Annotated in this window: 22 protein-coding genes and 1 pseudogene; 12 read left to right on the forward strand and 11 right to left on the reverse strand. The window is 41.1% G+C overall.

Features of this window, described 5'->3' with window-relative positions:
* The 10 genes from ACIFQN_RS31545 to ACIFQN_RS31590 form a co-directional block, all read left to right on the forward strand.
* Positions 1-752 (forward strand): Kelch repeat-containing protein (locus ACIFQN_RS31545; RefSeq protein ID WP_429837018.1); only part of this gene is annotated, 752 nt, incomplete at its 5' end.
* A 13-nt stretch (positions 753-765) separates the two neighbouring features.
* Complete coding sequence (locus ACIFQN_RS31550) at positions 766-1,275, forward strand: hypothetical protein (protein ID WP_429837019.1); 510 nt, start codon at positions 766-768, stop codon at positions 1,273-1,275.
* Positions 1,275-1,400, forward strand: coding sequence for a CD1375 family protein (locus ACIFQN_RS31555; protein ID WP_429837020.1), 126 nt, complete (start codon positions 1,275-1,277; stop codon positions 1,398-1,400). The genes ACIFQN_RS31550 and ACIFQN_RS31555 overlap by 1 nt, the downstream gene beginning before the upstream one ends.
* Before the next feature lie 61 nt (positions 1,401-1,461).
* Entirely contained in the window at positions 1,462-1,593 is a 132-nt protein-coding gene (locus ACIFQN_RS31560) for a hypothetical protein (protein ID WP_429836992.1), read from the forward strand.
* 28 nt (positions 1,594-1,621) lie between these two features.
* Positions 1,622-2,539: a hypothetical protein gene (locus ACIFQN_RS31565; protein ID WP_429837021.1), complete on the forward strand. Its 918-nt coding sequence runs from the start codon at positions 1,622-1,624 to the stop codon at positions 2,537-2,539.
* A 4-nt stretch (positions 2,540-2,543) separates the two neighbouring features.
* Positions 2,544-4,511: a hypothetical protein gene (locus tag ACIFQN_RS31570; protein WP_429837022.1), complete on the forward strand. Its 1,968-nt coding sequence runs from the start codon at positions 2,544-2,546 to the stop codon at positions 4,509-4,511.
* 25 nt (positions 4,512-4,536) lie between these two features.
* Entirely contained in the window at positions 4,537-4,821 is a 285-nt protein-coding gene (locus ACIFQN_RS31575; protein WP_429837023.1) for a hypothetical protein, read from the forward strand.
* A gap of 28 nt (positions 4,822-4,849) precedes the next feature.
* Positions 4,850-5,263 carry a hypothetical protein gene (locus ACIFQN_RS31580; protein WP_429837024.1) on the forward strand — a complete coding sequence of 138 codons (414 nt, stop codon included), beginning with the start codon at positions 4,850-4,852 and terminating at the stop codon, positions 5,261-5,263.
* Between the two features lie 13 nt (positions 5,264-5,276).
* The gene (locus tag ACIFQN_RS31585) at positions 5,277-7,361 is read left to right on the forward strand and encodes a phosphodiester glycosidase family protein (RefSeq protein ID WP_429837025.1); all 2,085 of its coding nucleotides are present in this window, start codon (positions 5,277-5,279) and stop codon (positions 7,359-7,361) included.
* 97 nt (positions 7,362-7,458) lie between these two features.
* On the forward strand, positions 7,459-7,770 hold the full coding sequence (locus ACIFQN_RS31590; protein WP_429837026.1) for a phage holin, LLH family: 312 nt from the start codon (positions 7,459-7,461) through the stop codon (positions 7,768-7,770).
* A 66-nt stretch (positions 7,771-7,836) separates the two neighbouring features.
* On the opposite strand, the pseudogene ACIFQN_RS31595 reads toward ACIFQN_RS31590, so the two are convergent.
* Positions 7,837-7,920 (reverse strand): annotated as a pseudogene (locus ACIFQN_RS31595) (small, acid-soluble spore protein, alpha/beta type); the annotation flags it as partial.
* Positions 7,921-7,945: 25 nt separating this feature from the next.
* Between ACIFQN_RS31595 and ACIFQN_RS31600 the strand changes: the two are divergent.
* Together ACIFQN_RS31600 and ACIFQN_RS31605 are read left to right on the forward strand one after the other, a co-directional pair.
* Positions 7,946-8,101, forward strand: a complete 156-nt coding sequence (locus ACIFQN_RS31600; RefSeq protein WP_429837096.1) for a DUF5659 domain-containing protein — start codon at positions 7,946-7,948, stop codon at positions 8,099-8,101.
* 77 nt (positions 8,102-8,178) lie between these two features.
* The gene (locus ACIFQN_RS31605) at positions 8,179-9,741 is read left to right on the forward strand and encodes a zinc-ribbon domain-containing protein (RefSeq protein WP_429837027.1); all 1,563 of its coding nucleotides are present in this window, start codon (positions 8,179-8,181) and stop codon (positions 9,739-9,741) included.
* A gap of 22 nt (positions 9,742-9,763) precedes the next feature.
* On the opposite strand, the gene ACIFQN_RS31610 is transcribed toward ACIFQN_RS31605, so the two are convergent.
* From ACIFQN_RS31610 to spoVAC, 10 genes are all read right to left on the reverse strand, one after another.
* On the reverse strand, positions 9,764-9,877 hold the full coding sequence (locus ACIFQN_RS31610) for a small, acid-soluble spore protein, alpha/beta type (protein ID WP_429837028.1): 114 nt from the start codon (positions 9,875-9,877) through the stop codon (positions 9,764-9,766).
* A 94-nt stretch (positions 9,878-9,971) separates the two neighbouring features.
* Positions 9,972-10,406, reverse strand: a complete 435-nt coding sequence (locus tag ACIFQN_RS31615) for a peptidylprolyl isomerase (protein WP_429837029.1) — start codon at positions 10,404-10,406, stop codon at positions 9,972-9,974.
* A gap of 52 nt (positions 10,407-10,458) precedes the next feature.
* Positions 10,459-10,656 carry a peptidylprolyl isomerase gene (locus ACIFQN_RS31620; RefSeq protein WP_429837030.1) on the reverse strand — a complete coding sequence of 66 codons (198 nt, stop codon included), beginning with the start codon at positions 10,654-10,656 and terminating at the stop codon, positions 10,459-10,461.
* Positions 10,657-10,723: 67 nt separating this feature from the next.
* A complete protein-coding gene (locus ACIFQN_RS31625; protein ID WP_429837031.1) occupies positions 10,724-12,997 on the reverse strand; it encodes a GGDEF domain-containing protein in 2,274 nt (757 codons plus the stop codon).
* 131 nt (positions 12,998-13,128) lie between these two features.
* Positions 13,129-14,451 (reverse strand): diaminopimelate decarboxylase, encoded by a 1,323-nt coding sequence (gene lysA / locus ACIFQN_RS31630; protein ID WP_429837032.1) that lies wholly within the window; start codon positions 14,449-14,451, stop codon positions 13,129-13,131.
* 291 nt (positions 14,452-14,742) lie between these two features.
* Positions 14,743-16,212, reverse strand: coding sequence for a spore germination protein (locus ACIFQN_RS31635; protein WP_429837033.1), 1,470 nt, complete (start codon positions 16,210-16,212; stop codon positions 14,743-14,745).
* Positions 16,166-16,780, reverse strand: coding sequence for a stage V sporulation protein AE (locus tag ACIFQN_RS31640; protein WP_429837034.1), 615 nt, complete (start codon positions 16,778-16,780; stop codon positions 16,166-16,168). Before ACIFQN_RS31640 ends, ACIFQN_RS31635 begins: the two co-directional genes overlap by 47 nt.
* 30 nt (positions 16,781-16,810) lie before the next feature.
* Positions 16,811-17,161 (reverse strand): stage V sporulation protein AE, encoded by a 351-nt coding sequence (gene spoVAE / locus ACIFQN_RS31645; protein WP_429837097.1) that lies wholly within the window; start codon positions 17,159-17,161, stop codon positions 16,811-16,813.
* Positions 17,161-18,186: a stage V sporulation protein AD gene (gene spoVAD / locus ACIFQN_RS31650; protein WP_429837035.1), complete on the reverse strand. Its 1,026-nt coding sequence runs from the start codon at positions 18,184-18,186 to the stop codon at positions 17,161-17,163. Before spoVAD ends, spoVAE begins: the two co-directional genes overlap by 1 nt.
* A 12-nt stretch (positions 18,187-18,198) precedes the next feature.
* Positions 18,199-18,687 (reverse strand): stage V sporulation protein AC, encoded by a 489-nt coding sequence (gene spoVAC / locus ACIFQN_RS31655; protein WP_429837036.1) that lies wholly within the window; start codon positions 18,685-18,687, stop codon positions 18,199-18,201.
* Positions 18,688-18,714: the final 27 nt, after the last annotated feature.

Below are 18,714 nucleotides of genomic sequence, written 5' to 3' on the forward strand. Positions count from 1 at the left end.
ACACTTGGGCAAGTAAGGCGAGCATTCCTACGGCAAGAACAAATGCTACCGCCTTCGCCATTAACGGAATGGCATATGTAGTTGGTGGTCGTTCTTCAAATGGCCTTGTAAAAACTACTGAAGCTTTCAATCCTGCTACTAATTCTTGGTCAACCAAAGCAGACATTCAGACTCCACGAGATAGAACAGGTTCTTTTGTAATTGACAATAAAGGGTATGTAACTGGTGGAAATAGTGATACTTTCTATCAGAGGGTGCTAGAAGAATACAATCCAACTACAAATACTTGGGTAAATAAATCATATATGCCAGACCCTTTCCAAAATGGGCCAGCGTGCTTTGCGTTAAGAGGAAAAGGATATGCAGTAGGTGCACATAGTGGTGGTGGCGCTGGATATCAGGCAAGGACATATGAATATGATCCAAATACCAATACATGGACAACAAAACAAGCACCTCCATTATACCTTACAAGCTCTGGAGCCTTTTCGGATGGTTTGAATGGATATTTGATCGGTGGCACTACAAGCGGTGGAGGAAAAACCGATTCGGTGTACCAATATGACGTTGACAATAATATGTGGAATACAAAGACACCATTACGCTTTAGAAGCTCATCATTTGCAATCTTTGAAATAGACGGCAATGCTTATATTTGTGGGGGAGATGGAGCATACACGCAAAAGTATACGCCAGAAAAAAAACTGATCATCGGGCTTGATGCACTTCTATCATGGATAGCAACCCAATAAGGAGGACTTACACATGCAATATAAAGGTATAGAGTTATCTTGCACGCAAGAAGAGTTGGATGCGTTTGTTGCAGGAATCCAATTGTATACGGAAATTCGAGATTTTTCTCAGAAGTTCAACGGAGTGACTATTGAGAACCCAACAGAAAACCCAAATGCAAAATATTACATTTTGAAAGTGCAAGAGACGCTCTTCCTTCAAACTCATTCCCCATTCGATCCGGGCTACGTAGCAATCACCGACACAAATGCAGAGGCAGTTATTGAAGCTCACAAACAGTCAATAATCGATAACATGGTTATTGGTCAGTTTGCGGTAAAACCTGAGGATGTTGCAAATGAACGCATCGCCCAACTTGAAAAAACCAATAAGGATCTGATGCTCGTTGCAACTGACCTGTACGAACAAAATTTGGCACTCGAAGAGAAGAACAAAACAGTCATGCTAGCAACCACGGACTTGTATGAACAAAACCTTGAGTTAGACACTCGCCTTTCCCTACTTGAAGGAGGTGCTGTATAGTGCAATCGATCGCTCAAATTTACTACGAATTGATTAAAGATGGACTGAAATCCATTGACCAAGTACCACAAAAAATCCGCACTGATGTTCAGGTGCTACTAGACGCCGATGCTACTGCTAATTAAGCGAGCTGTTGAGGCGTTTTTATTATGGCTACTTCTGTCCTTGAAGGGAGGTGAAATCATTATGGCAATCGCAACGATTTATGTAACTCTCATTGTTGAGGGAGACAAAACATTTACTCAGGTACCAGCTAAGGTAAAACCTGAAGTAAAGCGTCAACTGGAAGTTTTGGGTTTACCAGAATTGGCACAGTAAGCTCTTGCTAACTAAAAGGGCGTTCTTTATGGGGAGAGAAGTACCAACACCTCCCCTATCTTTCTTTATGGGGTTGAGACATTTGATTACTTTTATAGGTAAAAGCTTTTATGGAAATTCTTATTTCCGCTCTCCCACTTCTTCAATTCGAAAAATTAATAATCTACAAGTTGCAAACTATATTGCTGATGAACTACACGTCAGAGAAAGAACTGACATAGATCAATCAAACATGAGGGAAACGTGGCAATCTGATACTCGCTTATTAGCTAAATTTAAGAATAGTTTGGAAGCTGGAAATGTGGAAAATGGTGGTTTACAAATTGTTGAATTTGCTATTAAAAGAAGACGCATAGATGAGATTAATTCCATTACGCTTGGGCGTACAGATTTTATACATAATGTCAATATCAATTGGGTTGATGTTACACAACCTAATGACAAGTTTGTTTATAGCATTGTTCCTGTCGGTGAAAATGGGTTGGAAGGCTTCCCGAATGAAGTGAGTGCCGAATCAAATTTTGTAGGCTGGTGGATCGTTGACAAAGACAACAATGAGGTACTTGCATTTGATAAGGCAATAGGCAATGTGGGCAATGTTGATACACAATTGAATCAAGGGCGTACCTTGATTGAAACGTTCAGCCCATATCCGCAAATTTATTACAATAATCAAGAATACACTTCTTTTTCATTAACAACTGTGATTATTCCAAAAGAGTTTGAAAGATCAGGAAAAGAATATAAAAGAGTATTTCAAAACTTTATCCAAAAACATACCCCTATGATAGTTAAATCTGGTGATGGACGTGTTTTTGTGTGTGACGTCTCCAATTTAAGAACTAGTCAACCTTTAAATGTTTGGAATGGTCATGACTATTTAACAATTACCGTAGATTTGGTTGAAGTTGAAGATTACGAAACTTATATTTCGGAAAACAGGTGATACATTGAAGACTGTTTCACATACATTGTCAGCAGTAGAATCAAATAGTACTACCACTTTACGTGGAACAATTTCACTTCCTAAAGTTAAAAAAATAAAAGATATTCAAGTCTACCCTACTGTATCAAATAGTAATATAACAACAACTTTAGATATAGCAAATGAAAAATTAACAGTTACACTAAACAATGTCCGATATACAGGCAAAGATGAACGGCATTACCTATTAGGCATGGTTCAAGACTGGTCAGATCATCGGATGTGTTGGTACAGTGATACAGGTTCTGGTAATGAAGGTTGGAATGCTTGGCTTCAAATTAATTTAGACCAATCTTGCCCGTTAAGTAGAACTATAATTTCTTATTATTTCAATTATGGTGTAACAATCACATATGAAGATAATTTTGCTCCAATTTTAGATATAAATACAATTGATTCTCAAATAATATCTGAAGGACAAATCTATAAAATATCGGGGTCAGTTACAGATCATGATGAAGGCGACTACATTACAGTCAAATATAAGATAAACAATCAACAAGAAAAAATTATCAGTACTGAAGCATCTAATGGAACTGCATCCCTCCCTTTTTCTAAATTTCTTTCATATCGTGATGGCAGATTATATGACGGTACTGCAAATGTTTCAGGCATACTGGTATCAGGTGTTTCACATACATTAAGTGTATGGGCTGAAGATAAAAGTGGAACAAAATCCCCAATCGTAACGAGAACATTTTCAGTGTCTCCACCTATAGTTGACAAAACTCCAAAACCCTCCACCTATACTGGGTCAATACCTGCTACTATAGACCTTATTAAAGCCATGCGCTCTGCAATAAAGCAGACATTTATTAAATTAGAGTTTTACGACTCAAAAATGAATTACATAAATGAATTTTCAAAAGCTGTCACTACTGATGACATTGGATCTATTAGCGTGGATATAAACAGACCAGTTCGGAGAACTTTTTCATTTAGTTTGGACAATCGAAAAAGTATTTTTAACTGGGGCGAAGAAAAGTTGATATGGATTGACAAACGTGTAAAAGTATATTTAGGTCTGAAGCTCCCAAACGGAACTATTGAGTATGTTCCACAGGGAGTTTTTATTGTTTCAGAACCACAAGATAGTCACACCCTTGAAGGAAAAAGAACATTTGTGTCTGGACAAGACAAGATGTGGCTTATGACAGATAAACGTGGGAAATTTTTATACGATACAAAAATCGAAGAAGGCTTAAATGTTGGGACAGCCCTAAAAATTATCGCCTCTAAAGCAGGCGAAACATTATTCAATTTTGATGAAATCAATGAGGTTGTTCCATACGAATTAACTTATTCCCCTAGTGACAACTTATATAAAGCACTTGAGGAATTAAGTAGTTTTGCTAAAGGAATCATTTACTATGATGTTTTTGGTTATCTAAGATTCAAAAAGATTGACTTAAATTCATTTGAGCATTCCCCTGCCAGTTGGGTTTATAAATTTAATGGCACTGACGAGCGTTTTTATGCTGGAAATACTAGAAAGTTTGATGAATCCAATTTAGCTAATCATATAACTGTACTTGGTGGATCTGGGCAAACTGCTATATCATCCTATGAAATCATAGTAGATGATAACGACCCCCTTTGGAAAGACCATCCCTATTCAATACAGAAAATCGGAAGAATAACATATCCTCACAACAACGGTTCTCCTGACAGCCTTCTAACTACTAAAGAGGAATGTAAATGGAGAGCAAAATATGAGTTAATGAAACGCTTAGGCTACGCAGAGAGATTAAGCCTGAATGCAGCCCCTGTATTTGTCCATGATGCTGGTGAAATCATTGAAATCGATGATGAAGAGAATGATGTTAAGGGTAAGTATTTACTTGAAACGTTTTCGCTACCAATTAAACCTGCATTGATGACCAGCGAGTGTGTTAAATATCGAAAAGTAATTGATAATTGGGATTTTATTTAGTCTCGTTTCATAGGTGGTGAGGTTAATGGATGATCAAAATTCTGATAAACAAAAATTAATAGACTATATCCAAGAAATAGTTTACACAGTATTAAAAAATGAAAATTTGCTCCAAGCTGAATGGCACTTAGGTAGAGTTGAAAGTGTGCTTTCCCCCACCATGTTAAGTGTGTTTGTAGATGGTTCAACCATTTCTCAAAAAATACCTTGTAGTAAACGTGATACATATGCACCTAATGATGAAATATGGGTGCAATTTGTAAATCGTGATAGTAAGAATAAATTCGCGAAGGGTTTACGTGGTATTTAATTTAAAATGTAAAATTATTTAAGAAGGCGTGATTCAAATGTCCTCTCCCCCAACGTTGGAAGCACTTGATGTAAAAATTGAAAAAACAGTCAAAGAATTTGATGATTTTAAGCATGATATTAAAGAAGAGATGAAGGAAATTAAAACGAGCATTAAAGACAGTGAAAAGTTATTTAATGAGACCATTGTCACCATGCGTGAATCAGATGCAAGCATGAAGGAAAACATCAAATGGCTTACGACTATCGCCCAACAACAAAGAGAAGAATTGACCTTGATTCGTGAAATCAAAGTAGAGCCTAAAAACAGTGATGATATTCATACAAAATGGTATCAGGGATTTATTAGTGGTGACCGTAAGAATTTGTGGATCGTTGTTCTTGTATTGCTATGTGCTTTGCTTGGATACAAAGCTCAAGATATCATAAGTTTCCTTGTGTAAAGGAGTTGTATTAGTGTATCGAAAAACAGATAGCTACATATTGTTCGAGCTAGATCAAAATCACAGTATTGATTACCAAGTGGAGTTAGGAAAAAGTATTTCTCAAATTGCCAACAACGATAAAGATGTTGTATTCAGACAAAATGCCACTTTTGCCTTCAAAGAAAATGGTATTTATAAACCAATTGGGAACATTGTCAAGGAAGGAAAGTTGAATCAATCCATGTCTAGCACTTCCAAGTGGAGTGCTTTTATTGTTCCTAAAAATGGAAAACCATACGTAGGTAAACTCAATCCAAATGATATTACCAATGTAAAAATGGCTTTCCAATCCACTCCTCAAATTGTCAAAAATGGTCAAGTTTTTATCAATTCAAAGGAAGAAGCTACCCCTAGTGATGTTGCCAATTCTTCCACGCAACGCTCAGCAATTGGAGTCAAGGAAAATGGAAGTATCCTTTTGGTTACCACTCTCACCTCTTTCTCACTTAATGAATTGGCAAATTTGATGATTAATCTCGGATGTGTTGAATCGTTAAATCTTGATGGTGGTGGATCGACTTCAAGTAATTACATGAATCAACAGATTGTGAAAAATGAAAGACCTGTGAGTGCTGCGATAATAGTCAGACAAAAACAAGATATTGGAGATGGTAATGTGTCTACACCTTTATTGATCATTGATGCAGGACATGGAGGCAATGATTCTGGAGCAGAAAATAAATCTTTAGGCATCAAAGAGAAAGAACTAACACTTCAAATCAGTTTGTATCAATATGCTCGCTTTCAGCAGTTAAATGTCCCTGTAGCCCTGACTCGGAATAAAGATGAAACACTTGATAGCACCCCACGAACAAAAAGAGTTAAAGAATCTGGAGCAAAGTATTGCATTTCCAACCATATTAACGCTGGTGGCGGCAAAGGAGTAGAAACCATTCACAGCATCTATGCTGATGGGAAAATAGCAAAGAAATTGTTTGATGCTGTTGTCTCATGTGGTCAAGCAGGTCGCAGAGTATTCACTAGAACCCTACCCGACAATCCAAAACGTGATTACTATTACATGCATCGAGATACAGGGGTTGTAGATACGACCATTGTTGAATACGGATTTATCGATAATACTGAAGATGTTTCAAGAGTGCAAAAGAACTGGCAAGTTTATGCTGAAGCAGTTGTTAAAGCATTTTGTGAATATACAGGAATCAAATACTCTCCACTGACCTCATCTGGTGAAAATGAATTACAAGATGCTTTAAAAGTTATTCAAGAAAAAGGTGCAATTAATACTCCTGACTACTGGCTTAAAAATGCAGTAAAAAATGGTCAGGTTAATGGTGAGTATGCTGCACTACTGATTCAAAATGTCGCCAAAGTAATCAATCAATTGCAGACTGAGATTATTACACTTAAAAACAATCAAGGGTCTAATCCCCCTCTCACCCCTAAACCAGAACCTAAGCCTGATCCTGAAACACCTACTGAACCAAAGCCAATTGAAAAGCCAAAATCATGGGATCAAGTACTGAAATTAGCAACCGACTCCTCTGTTTACTTTCAAGTTGGAGGTAAAAATGGTACAGGTGTTTTGTTGAAAGATGGTTATATTCTTACTGCTAAACATGTTGTTCATCCTGATGCAAAAATGAAAGTTCAGACGAAAAGTGGTAAGTGGTATGACATTACTTTCATTAGTGAGCATCCTGAAAAAGATGTGGATATTGCAATTTGTAAAATTGACAATCCAGATTCTACCCTCCCCTATTTGCATATCTCCTCAAAAGGGATTAAGAGTGGTCAAAGACTTATTGCGGTTGGACATGGTCTCAATAATAAGTGGATGGCTAAAGAAGGTGTAGTGTGTAGAGAGCAAGTTGGAGGGCAACCTTGGGAGTTTGATTGTTCTATTCCATTAGACAATGATGATAGTGGCAGTGGAACAGTGAATGAATACGGAGAAATTGTTGGTATCGCAGTTCAAAAGACTTCTGTAGGTGTGAAAATTGGCAGTGTCTCACAGTCTGTTCGAGGTTCTGAAGTTGTGAATTTAAGCCACACGAAGATATCTGATTGGTTAAAATCACTTAAAATTTCTTAATAAAATATCCCTTTTATTGAGAAATACAGTTCAAAAAAGCCTTATGTACCAAGGGTTTTGTGATTCACAAAAATTCAAAAATTGGAGGAATTTATAAATGGAAGCATTGATTAGTCAATTTGTAATGGATCTTGTATATTTGGTTCTCACCTTTGTTGGGACATGGACTCTAACTCATATCGTACGTTACATGAAAGATAAAATTAAACGTGAATATGCAGATCGTGCAGTTCGTTTCGTCGAACAAGTGTTTACTGATATTAAGGGAACTGATAAATATGATGAGGCGGTTAAATGGTTTGTAGCAAGAATGGCACAGTATAAAATTAAGGTGTCTGAAGAGGAGGTCAAAGGGCTTCTTGAAGGATCGCTTCGGAAAATGAAAGATGAATACAGTAAGCAGTGGTAAACTAAATACATATTACATACCCCCTAGTTAACTCTAGGGGGTATTTTTTCCGTTTTCTATTATACTTCAAAAACGGAACATTTGTTGCTCTGCATACTGAACTAAACGCTTAGTCATCTCGCCCCCTACGGAACCATTCTGACGCGAAGAAAAGTGAGTTAAGGAGGAAAATCAGATCGTTGTATATTCACAGCGTTTGGCAGGAAAACTGATGGTTTGTGGCTTCGTTCTTCAGGGAATTGAAAAATCAAAAACTAGCCCTAGAAAAAATGTGTTTTTATTTAAAGATTCTGCTGAGTTGATTGAAAAAATAAAACTTTTAAATAAATAATCATCTTCTTTATTTTGACCACTCAAATCGAGTGGTCTTTTTTTATTTGACAAATGAACAAACAAATGGAGGCACTTATGAGTAAAAATCTTCATCATAACAACAGTTTGAGTGCTAAGTTTCCTCAATTACTTGAGGAATGGCATTGGCAAAAAAATAATGAATTAACCCCTTATGATATAACCTATGGTTCAAAAAAGAAAGTATGGTGGAAATGTAAAGAGAAAGGACATGAGTATGAATCTAGTGTAAACAGCAGAACAAATCCTAATACACTTACAGGATGCCCTTATTGTTCAAGTAACAAAGTCAGTATTGATAATTGTTTAGCTACAATTATGCCTATATTAGCAAATGAATGGCACCCTGTTAAAAATGGGAACTTAACCCCATTTGATTTTACGGCATTTTCAAAAAAGAAAGTGTGGTGGATCGGGAGTTGTGGTCACGAGTGGGACATGGCTATTTCTCAAAGGACATCAAAGAAAGATGGATGTCCATATTGTGCTGGAATGAGAGTCAATTCAGAGAATAGTTTATTGAGTTGCAATCCCGAACTATCAAAAGAATGGAATCAAACAAAGAATGGGAATCTAACTCCAAATAATGTAACACCAAATAGCAAGAAAAAAGTATGGTGGACTTGTTCTATTTGTAATCATGAATGGAAAACAGGTATAGGTGCAAGAAACAAGAGAAAATGTGGCTGTCCGAAATGTGCATCACGCTATCATACTTCCTTTCCCGAACAGGCTTTAGAGTACTATTTAAGTAAAATATTTCCGAATACAGTTCATAGATATCAATACGATTATAATCAGAAGAAAATTGAATTAGATTTATATATTCCTGAATTAAAAATAGGTATTGAATATGATGGTTATTGGCATATTAGCAAAACAGAACAAGATGAATCGAAAAATAAGAATGTGTTTGATAGCGGACTTACTTTGATTAGAATCAGAACATCAAGTAAAAGATATATTTTGCCTAAAATTAATCCATATGGATGTGTAATATTCAATCATTACATTGAAAATAGTCATAATTATGATTCCTTTGCTAGCGTTATTTCTAATGTGATAACTTGGATATTAGATAAAAAACTTCCTAAACTAAATTCTAATCAAATAAAAATAATGAATTCTTTGGAAATTGATTTAAAAAAGGATTGTATAATAATCAATCAAAAATACATAACAAGCACATTAAAGAACTCCATAGTAGTCACTCATCCATTAATAGTGAATCAATGGAATTATGATAAAAATGGGTCATTGAGACCAGAATCCTTTACACATGGTTCAGGGAAGAAGGTGTGGTGGATATGTGATAAAGGACATGAATGGATTCAAACTATACAGTCTAGGACATCTGGGAAAAGATGTCCTTTTTGTTGTGGGCAACGAGTTTCTTTAGATAATTGCTTAGCAACAACACACCGAGATTTGTCGGAACAATGGCATCCTCATAAAAACGGTGTTGTAACTCCATATGACGTAACCAAAGGTTCATCAAAAAGAGCTTGGTGGATATGCAACTATGAACATGAGTGGAATGCTTCAATTAATGGACGTATCCGAAATGATGGTAAAATAACGCAATGTCCGACCTGTTATAAGAAAAAAATTAAAAAGTAGATATTTTAATCATACACCCTTATCATAATAAATCGAGGGTGTATGATATTATACCAAATTCTGATGCAATCTCGTATTTGAGCATGTCTAGAGCGCTCTGAGCTTGTTCATGAAGGAGTCGATTAGATCTTGTCATGAAATTCACCTCTGGATATTGTTGGTTGTGTGTAAAGGTAGTATGTGTAAATGTGGAAAGAAATTATCCAATCATAAAAAAGAAAAAGAGAGGATTACTCCTCCCATACTTTAACCTCTTTCATTTTATCCCCTTGCTTAATCTTGTCTACGCTGTCCATTCCTTCAATTACTCGTCCAAATACAGTATGAACTCCGTCTAAATGAGGAAATGCATCGTAACAAATAAAGAATTGGCTGCTACCTGTATCTTTACCAGCGTGAGCCATAGATAGTGCGCCTTTTACATGTTTATTGCTATTGCCTTGTGTTTCACATTTAATATTGTAACCAGCACCGCCTGTCCCAGTTCCATATGGACAGCCTCCTTGAGCTACGAAACCAGGGATAACACGGTGAAAATTGATCCCATTATAGAAACCTTCGTTAGCTAATTTCTCAAAGTTAGATACAGTATTTGGTGCTTCATTAGGGAAGAATTCAATAACAACATTGTTGCCATTCTCTAGTGTAATTTGACCTTTTTTCATTCGAAATCCTCCTTGAAAATGTTTTGGTCTGGAGTGTAATTTACTGGTGTATTTATATCACACATGCGGTTCCGTAAGGGCATCCGCCTTGTGCTACGAAACCAGGGATAACACGATGGAATGACAGATTGTTGTAAAAACCTTCGTTTGCCAGCTTTTCAAAGTTAGCAACTGTGCCAGGAGCTTCTTGATCAAACAACTCCAGCTCGATTTGGTTGCCATTTTCCATGGTGATATGCGCTTTTTTCATAGGTAAGCCTCCAGACCTGGTAAAGTTAACGTACCCATTTTACCATGCGAAAGAGTTGCCGTCCAATCTATACATGCATACGCACTTTATCTTCAAAAGGATAATCGCAATCCTTGACAAACACGGTTCCCGCATATGATTTAGCCAGCTTTTTCATGATCGCTGCCTGTTTGGCGATTGCCTCTGCATTTTCATACTTCCCCGGTTGTAAATAGACTCCTGCCATCGACATGGACAGAACCTCTCCGTCTCCCATTCGCCTTTTTTCATAAATATCTGCAAAATAAGGCGAAAAGGCCTCCATGATAAACGAGCCGAGAGCATCCGCGCACTGTGCCGAGGTGATCACAATAAAATCATCGCCTCCGATATGACCGATAAAATCATTCCCACCGCCGTAGTACTTCGTTGCTTCTTTTAATAGGCTCGCTGTTCTCACGATGATTTGGTCACCTACCTCAAAACCGTAGCGATCATTAAACCATTTGAAGCAATCTAGGTCACAATAGATCACCAATTGCTCTATTCCTTGCTTGACCCGGCGATTCAGCTCCTTTTCGATCTGTACATTCCCCGGCAGACCTGTTAACGGATTGGCAGAGCTGGCGATTTCCAGTTTGATCGATGCCATTTTATCCAACAGGCTTTGTACGGTAACAATCCCGATGTACTCATTCCGCTCGCCAATAATAATGACGACATCGTACAGATGATGAGCATCTCGGGCCATTGCGCGCTTCGCTACCTCTTCCAGCTTGTCGTCTTTCGAAGCGAGCAATGGATTCGTGTTCATGATTTGGGATACAGACCGATCATAGTAAAGTGCGATTCCGTACTGGCCACCGAGGATTTGGTACAATTGAAAGCGCATCACAAGGCCAATCGGTTCGCCTTCTTCCAGTACAACAACGCTTTCAATTCTCTGGTTTTGCTCAAATATTTCGTGAACCCGGCGTACCCTCGCATGTTTTTCCACACATACCGTTTTGGCCAAAATTTCCGTCATAGCGGGCGTAAAAAGGATCGGCTCCACCTGCTCGCTCTTTCGCTTTTCTTGCATGAAACGCAAAAAATTCATCGCTTGACCGGATACTTGTGCCATTCCTCTGTCAGGTTTGCCGAGATAGTACCCTTGCCCGTATACCACACCCAGATCCATCAGCGTTTTCAATTCGCGCTCGGTTTCGATTCCCTCCGCAATGATTTTACAACTCACTTTATCAGCAAAATGTACAAACGTTTCTAGGAGTGCCTGCTTGATTGGATCTACGTCAATATTACGGATGAGTGACATATCCAGCTTAATAAAGTCGGGGTAGATTTCCGTAATGGATTCCAGGCTCGAATATCCCGCTCCCGCATCATCAACGGCAATCAAATAGCCTTTTTTCCGATATTCCTCGATGATCTTTCGAAAGACGGGGTAATTGGTGATCGCGTGGCGCTCTGTTATCTCAAACACAATATTGTGAGGATTCAGTTCAAACTGCTCGAGCAGGGAAAATACTTTCCCACGGAGCAAAAACGGATCGTCTATGGCACGCGGATCCAAATTAATAAACAGCTTTTCCTGCGGGTTTAAATAGCGTAATTGTTCCAGCGCCCGCTTGCGGCAAATATGTTCCAGACGAAAAACAGTATCTGTCTCTTCCGCATAGCTAAATAATGTAGCTGGTGTGGCAAACGGGCTATCCTCCGGTCCACGTACCAAAGCTTCCCACCCAAGTGCTGCGCCATTAGGCAAGTGGATGATTGGCATAAAATGCATGTGGACGTTTTCATCTCCGAGCAGCTTGTGAAACTGAGTGACCTCTGAATATTTTTCCGAGGTGATTCCGTACTTTGCCATATGAACAGCGTGTTTCACTGACGTATACATTTCCTTGACGACATCTTGACCAGGCAGCCACGCATATCCGATATGAACGCGCAGGTCTTCCCTGTTGACAAAGCTGACGTTTCTATTTAATTGGCGTTCTGCCACTTCTTGAAAATGAATCGAAAGCATCCTGCAATCTTCTTCACTCACAGCAGCGCCAAAAGAGACATATATCGCAAAGTCATCACCCCACAGTTTTTGAATGGCGAGGATCTTGCCTTTGATCTCAAAAACTTGGCGGGATACAGCCGGTAAGATTCGCTCAAAAATATGCAGAACTCGCTTGGCACTACTGTCGCCATAACGGTTCTCTACATCTGTCAATTTAACGATATCGACATAAAACATAACTACGCTGTGTCCTTTATCTACTTCCTGGCTGATGACATTTTTCATCCATTGCCGTTTATCCAGAGAAAAAAAGGGGAAGCGACGAAACCGTTTGATGAGTGTCGACAACATGCTGAATCTAACCTCCTCGCCACCTCTAATTATTACAAAGAAGCTTTAATTTTCGGTGAATGGAGTATGAAGGAATCATAAATAAAAAACCTTCCTGAGCAATTAGGAAGGCTGATTTGTTTTCTTATGAATTAGCGCTGGAGCTGCGCCCGTTTTGGCAGAAGATCATGACCTACGACATCGGCGTAAGTCTCACGCTTTACAATAAGCTCTGCTTCTCCATCTTTTACAAATACCACAGCGGGACGAGCGATGCGATTGTAATTGTTTGACATCGAATAGCCATAGGCGCCCGTGCTAGGAACTGCCAAAATATCGCCAGCAGTTGCTGGAGGGAGCTTGACATCCCAAATAAGCATATCGCCAGACTCGCAGCATTTGCCAGCAATCGAAACTACTTCTGTGGCCGACTCATTCATTTTATTTGCAATCGATGCTTCGTATTCCGCTTGGTACAATGCTGGTCGCAGGTTATCTGTCATGCCGCCGTCTACTGCCACATATTTGCGCACATTCGGGATTTCCTTTTGCGAGCCAATGCGATATAGCGTTGTCCCAGCATCACCGACAATGCTGCGGCCCGGCTCAATCCACAGCTCTGGCAATGGAATGTGCAGTGCTTGCAGTTCTTTGCGGACGAGGTCCGTAATCGCTTTGATATAGGTGAGGGCAGGCTGAGGTGTATCTCCCTCCACATAGCGAATACCGAAGCCGCCACCTACATTTAACACTTCCGGTAGAAACCCGTGCTGTTCTTTGGCTTCACCCAGCAGTTCGGTCAATTTTTTAACGGCGACTAGGAAGCCCTCTGTTTCAAAAATTTGCGAGCCGATGTGGCTGTGTACACCCAATAAATGGAGATGATTGCTTTCGTGCGCGTACTTGATGGCGTCTAGCGCTTGACCATTTTTCACATCGAATCCAAACTTAGAGTCAATCTGCCCAGTAGAAATATACTCGTGAGTATGTGCCTCTACACCTGGCGTTACACGCAGCAGAACAGAAACACTCTCGCCTCGTTCTTCTGCCAACTGATCCAGTGTGTACAATTCATAAAAGTTGTCTACGACAAAACAGCCGATTTTGGCATCCAATGCCATCACAATTTCATCGACCGACTTGTTGTTGCCATGAAAATGGATGCGATCTACAGGGAATCCGGCTTGCAAAGCCGTATACAGCTCGCCACCGGATACGACGTCCAGAGACATGCCTTCTTCTTCTACCAGCTTGCACATCGCCATCGTACAAAATGCCTTGCTCGCATAGGCTACCTGAAAGGAAAACCCTGATTGCCGAAGGGCATCTACAAACTGTCTGCAATTGCTGCGGATCAGCGCTTCGTCGTATACATATAGTGGCGTACCGTAAGTTGCTGCTAGCTGTGTGGCATCACAGCCTCCGATCTCCAAGTTTCCTCGTTCATTCACTCGACTTGTCCCGTGTAAAAACATGTTTGGTTCCTCCCCAGAATCTGACACCGAATCAACCTGCAACTTTTATAAAAAAACCTCTATCGAGGGATAAACATGATGTGCAACCGCGTTTTAGCGGAAAGGCGAAAAGTTATTCTTGCTGCATCAGGAAGGAGACACATAAGGTTTGCACTTTCTGATTCAGTAAAGAAAGGCAACCGACAGTGAGGCGTCAGTTGCCATACATAACGAACGTAGTAAGGCTTCCCCATCCAATTTACTACACGAACGTTTATTTGACAATGGGTGTTGGAAGACGTTTTCAGAATATTATTGCCGGGAGGTATTCTGTGAACGTACGATGCTCGGGCGGTTGTTTTTTTTGGGTACGGCCATCCGTACGATGATATCTTTCATCGCTTTATAGTTGAACGGAATAAAAGGCCATAAGTAAGGCGTGTTGAGGGAACGCGTTGCTGCGAGACCCACTAGGACAACAGTAAAACCGATCATGAGTCCCGGGATGGAGAAGAATCCTACCATCAAAATCAAGAATATACGTACAAGCCGATTTGCCAGACTCAATTCGTAGCTGGGGGTTGCAAACATCCCAATCGCTGCAACGGCCAGATACAAGATAACCTCCGGAGCAAACAGCCCGACTTTGATCGCCACGTCCCCAACCAATATAGCTGCCAAGAGGCCCATTGCAACTGATAACGGCGTAGGCGTGTGAATCGCAGCCATGCGCATCAGATCTAGCCCGACCTCTGCCATTATGAATTGAGCTAAAAGAGGGACACTCCCCTTTTCCTTGATCCCGATAAAAAAGAGTGCCTCTGGGACCATAGACGGATTCATGATGAGAAGCAGCCAGATTGGCAAGATGAATACGGAGGCCACAATACCAAAGAAGCGGACCCAGCGTAAATAAGCACCCACTACAGGGGTTTGCCGATACTCCTCCGCATGCTGCACATGATGAAAATAAGTAGCGGGAGTAATCATGACGCTCGGCGAAGTATCTACATAAATCAGGACATGGCCCTCGAGGAGGTGTACGGCAGCTACATCTGGTCGCTCTGTGTAGCGTACTAAAGGAAAGGGATTGAATGTTTTTCCAATGATGAATTCCTCTACGGTTTTTTCCGCCATCGGAATCCCGTCAATCTGGATATTTTGCAATCGGTCTCGCAAGGTATCAACCAGATCATGGTTCGCTACATCCTGCAAGTAAGCGAGTGCTACATCCGTCTTTGTTCGTTCTCCAATTTGCATAATTTCAAATCGTAACCGTTCATCGCGCAACCTCCTACGGGTCAGAACGGTATTCAATACCAGTGCTTCCGTAAAACCGTCATGCGCCCCTCTGACAATTCTCTCTGTATCAGGCTCTTGGGGAGAACGGACAGGTAATATTTTTGCATCCAGGATGATTGCCTGATCACAATGGTCGAGAATCAGTCCGACTTGACCGACTAACAGCTTGTCCATGAATTCATCCGTCGTACCTACTTTTTCCATTTGATAGAACGGGATGTATTTATAAAACAAGTAATTGAACAAGCTATCCTGAATATCCCTCTCTCGCAAATCATTTAAATCTTTCATGATCAGGGTAACAAGATGGCTGTCCGCAAAACCATTAATGTAGTACAAAAGTAAGCGTGTTCTCCCGACAAAAAACTCGTGGACTCCGATGTCAAAGCCAGTGCCAATGCCTAGCCTGTCATTTAAATAATCTTTGTTTTCTTCAAGTTGGTCCGAGATGGGGCGCCGCTTTTCCGTGACCTGTACCATGAGGGCCGCTCCTTTCCAGTATCCATTGCACTGCTTTTTTCGTAATCGGACAGCCTTTTTGCAAACTGTCTCTTCCCTGCATCTTTCCGATATCGCCGATACCGATGAGATTCGGCACATGAAGAGTATTTAAGATATCTACAGTATCTCCATAAATGTGGTGAGCGAGGTCAGGATCCGCATAGCCATCCTTGTCTACGGCCTCTGGGACAATTTGCCCTTGGTTATCGATTGAGTACGCTACAGTCGCACCTTTTACCCATCGTGTATTAGATGCGACAGCGATAGCGCCAATCACTTCAACATCAGGATGCCGAACAACGTATTCAATGGCCCGCTCTCCACGTCCCTTGCCGAAATCACCGTTGTCATCAAACATGACAATGACCGGATCATGCGGAGCCATTTTGATCAGCTCCACTATCTGATTTCCTCGAAGCGGTGTCGGATTCCCGGCCGACAACGAAATACATCGGCCTCCAATCTCCCGAGCAACCGTCTCCATTACTTTTTGTGCCACATGATCACCGTCTGTTACCAGGATCACTCTGCGCCGCAGTCCATCCATGGTTGGTCACCGCCCTTTTGCTCATGCCCCTTACCCTTTTGGCTTAAAGATTAGGGAAGCGAAAAATCCAAAGGCAATCGCGGCAGAAATCCCCGCACTCGTGACCTCAAAAATTCCTGTGGCTACGCCAATCAATCCATGCTGCTCTGCTTCCCCGATTGCGCCGTGATATAAGGAATGGCCAAAGCTCGTAATCGGAACAGTCGCCCCTGCACCTGCAAAATCAATAAATTTGTCATATATACCGAAAAAATCGAGAACGACACCAGTAACGACGAGTGTACTCATGACATGAGCAGGAGTTAGTTTTCCTACATCGAGAAGCAATTGTCCTACTACGCAAATAAGCCCTCCGACAATAAATGCAATCAGGTATTCCATCATGCTCCTCCTTCCAATGCCACCGCATGAGCGATGCACGGGATTGAATTACCTTGCTGATAGCTTACAGGGCTAAGCAGGGCTCCTGTAGCACAGACCAATACTTTTTTTAGCAAACCACGATTGAGCTGATCTAAAATATAGCTGTATGTGACTACCGCACTGCTTGCACAACCGCTCCCACCCGCGAATACATCCTGGTCAGGGGAATAAATCATCAGCCCACAGTCGTTGTAAACCTGATCCATGTCGTACCCATCTTGCAGCAGCAGCTCTTTTGCAATGGGATAACCGACCGAAGCCAGATCTCCTGTCACAATCAAATCATAGTACTCTGGTGTGCGCCCCGTATCTTGAAAATGTGTAGAGATGGTAGAGACAGCTGCCGGAGCCATTGCCGAGCCCATATCAAAGGGGTCTTTCACTCCCATGTCCACTACCTTACCCATTGTCGCATAGGTGATACGCGGTCCATTCCCGCCAATCCCGACTAGACCTGCTCCTGCCCCTGTTACCGTCCATTGCGCGGAAGGCGGTTTTTGCCCCCCGTATTCAGTCGGATACCGGTACTGCCTCTCTGCCGTCGCATTATGACTACTGCAAGCAGCAATCGCCCTATTGGCGTAGCCTGCATTGACCAAAGACGCAGCTGTGCTCAAGGTCAGCATAGATGTAGAACAAGCTCCGTACATGCCGAGCAAAGGAATCGCCAGTTTTTCGGCTGTAAAATTGGTCGTTATATTTTGATTCAACAAGTCTCCGGCAAGAATTACATCCACATCCTGCCCGGTGATTCCCGCCTTTTTGAACAGAATGGTTACCGCGTCCTCCATTAACTGACGTTCTGCATCTTCCCAGGTCTGCTGTCCTGCGTACATATCGTCATAAATCTTGTCAAACAGTGATGCCAGGGGTCCCTCGCCTTCTTTCGGACCAACAGCCACAGCCGAAGCTTGCAATCGTACGTCTTCCGCAAAATGCCACGTTTGCCGGTTGATTCGAGACGCCTGTTTTTGGCCTGCCACCAACAGCCCTCCTCAGAAGATCATCTTTATTACACTTTTCAAGATCCCCGCGACAAAAGCAGCCACTACCCCAAACACTATGACAGAGCCAGCCAATTTGAACATATTCCCTCCTACACCGAGAACCAGTCCTTCACTTCGATGCTCGATCGCTGCCGCTGCAATGGAATTGGCAAAACCGGTAACCGGAACTGCTGAGCCTGCTCCTGCATACTGACCGATATTGTCGTACACACCCAGACCAGTCAGTAAGACAGCAATAAAGATAAGAGTCGCTACGGTCGGATTGCTAGCCGTCTTCTCTGTAAATCCAAAGAAGTAAATATACATATTTTGCAGGGCTTGTCCCAAGAGACAAATCGTTCCCCCTACCCAAAACGCTCGAATGGAGTTTAACAGTACATTACGCTTGGGCTGAAATTTGGCTGCCTGCTGCTGATAGAGCTGCTTTGTCATCTGCATGGATGATCCAATAGGTTTGGATTTCGTTTTGGTCGCCATGCCCTTTCACTCCTTCTTTTGCTAAAA

This window comes from Brevibacillus sp. NRS-1366 (assembly GCF_050467985.1).

Bases quoted from the DNA above. Each gene is read 5' to 3' on its own strand.
- ACIFQN_RS31550 (WP_429837019.1), top strand. From the start codon at position 766: ATGCAATATAAAGGTATAGAGTTATCTTGCACGCAAGAAGAGTTGGAT.
- ACIFQN_RS31560 (WP_429836992.1), top strand. From the start codon at position 1,462: ATGGCAATCGCAACGATTTATGTAACTCTCATTGTTGAGGGAGACAAA.
- ACIFQN_RS31565 (WP_429837021.1), top strand. From the start codon at position 1,622: ATGGGGAGAGAAGTACCAACACCTCCCCTATCTTTCTTTATGGGGTTG.
- ACIFQN_RS31575 (WP_429837023.1), top strand. From the start codon at position 4,537: ATGGATGATCAAAATTCTGATAAACAAAAATTAATAGACTATATCCAA.
- ACIFQN_RS31590 (WP_429837026.1), top strand. From the start codon at position 7,459: ATGGAAGCATTGATTAGTCAATTTGTAATGGATCTTGTATATTTGGTT.
- ACIFQN_RS31605 (WP_429837027.1), top strand. From the start codon at position 8,179: ATGAGTAAAAATCTTCATCATAACAACAGTTTGAGTGCTAAGTTTCCT.
- ACIFQN_RS31610 (WP_429837028.1), bottom strand. From the start codon at position 9,877: ATGACAAGATCTAATCGACTCCTTCATGAACAAGCTCAGAGCGCTCTA.
- ACIFQN_RS31615 (WP_429837029.1), bottom strand. From the start codon at position 10,406: ATGAAAAAAGGTCAAATTACACTAGAGAATGGCAACAATGTTGTTATT.
- ACIFQN_RS31620 (WP_429837030.1), bottom strand. From the start codon at position 10,656: ATGAAAAAAGCGCATATCACCATGGAAAATGGCAACCAAATCGAGCTG.
- ACIFQN_RS31625 (WP_429837031.1), bottom strand. From the start codon at position 12,997: ATGTTGTCGACACTCATCAAACGGTTTCGTCGCTTCCCCTTTTTTTCT.
- lysA (WP_429837032.1), bottom strand. From the start codon at position 14,451: ATGTTTTTACACGGGACAAGTCGAGTGAATGAACGAGGAAACTTGGAG.
- ACIFQN_RS31635 (WP_429837033.1), bottom strand. From the start codon at position 16,212: ATGGTACAGGTCACGGAAAAGCGGCGCCCCATCTCGGACCAACTTGAA.
- ACIFQN_RS31640 (WP_429837034.1), bottom strand. From the start codon at position 16,780: ATGGATGGACTGCGGCGCAGAGTGATCCTGGTAACAGACGGTGATCAT.
- spoVAE (WP_429837097.1), bottom strand. From the start codon at position 17,161: ATGGAATACCTGATTGCATTTATTGTCGGAGGGCTTATTTGCGTAGTA.
- spoVAC (WP_429837036.1), bottom strand. From the start codon at position 18,687: ATGGCGACCAAAACGAAATCCAAACCTATTGGATCATCCATGCAGATG.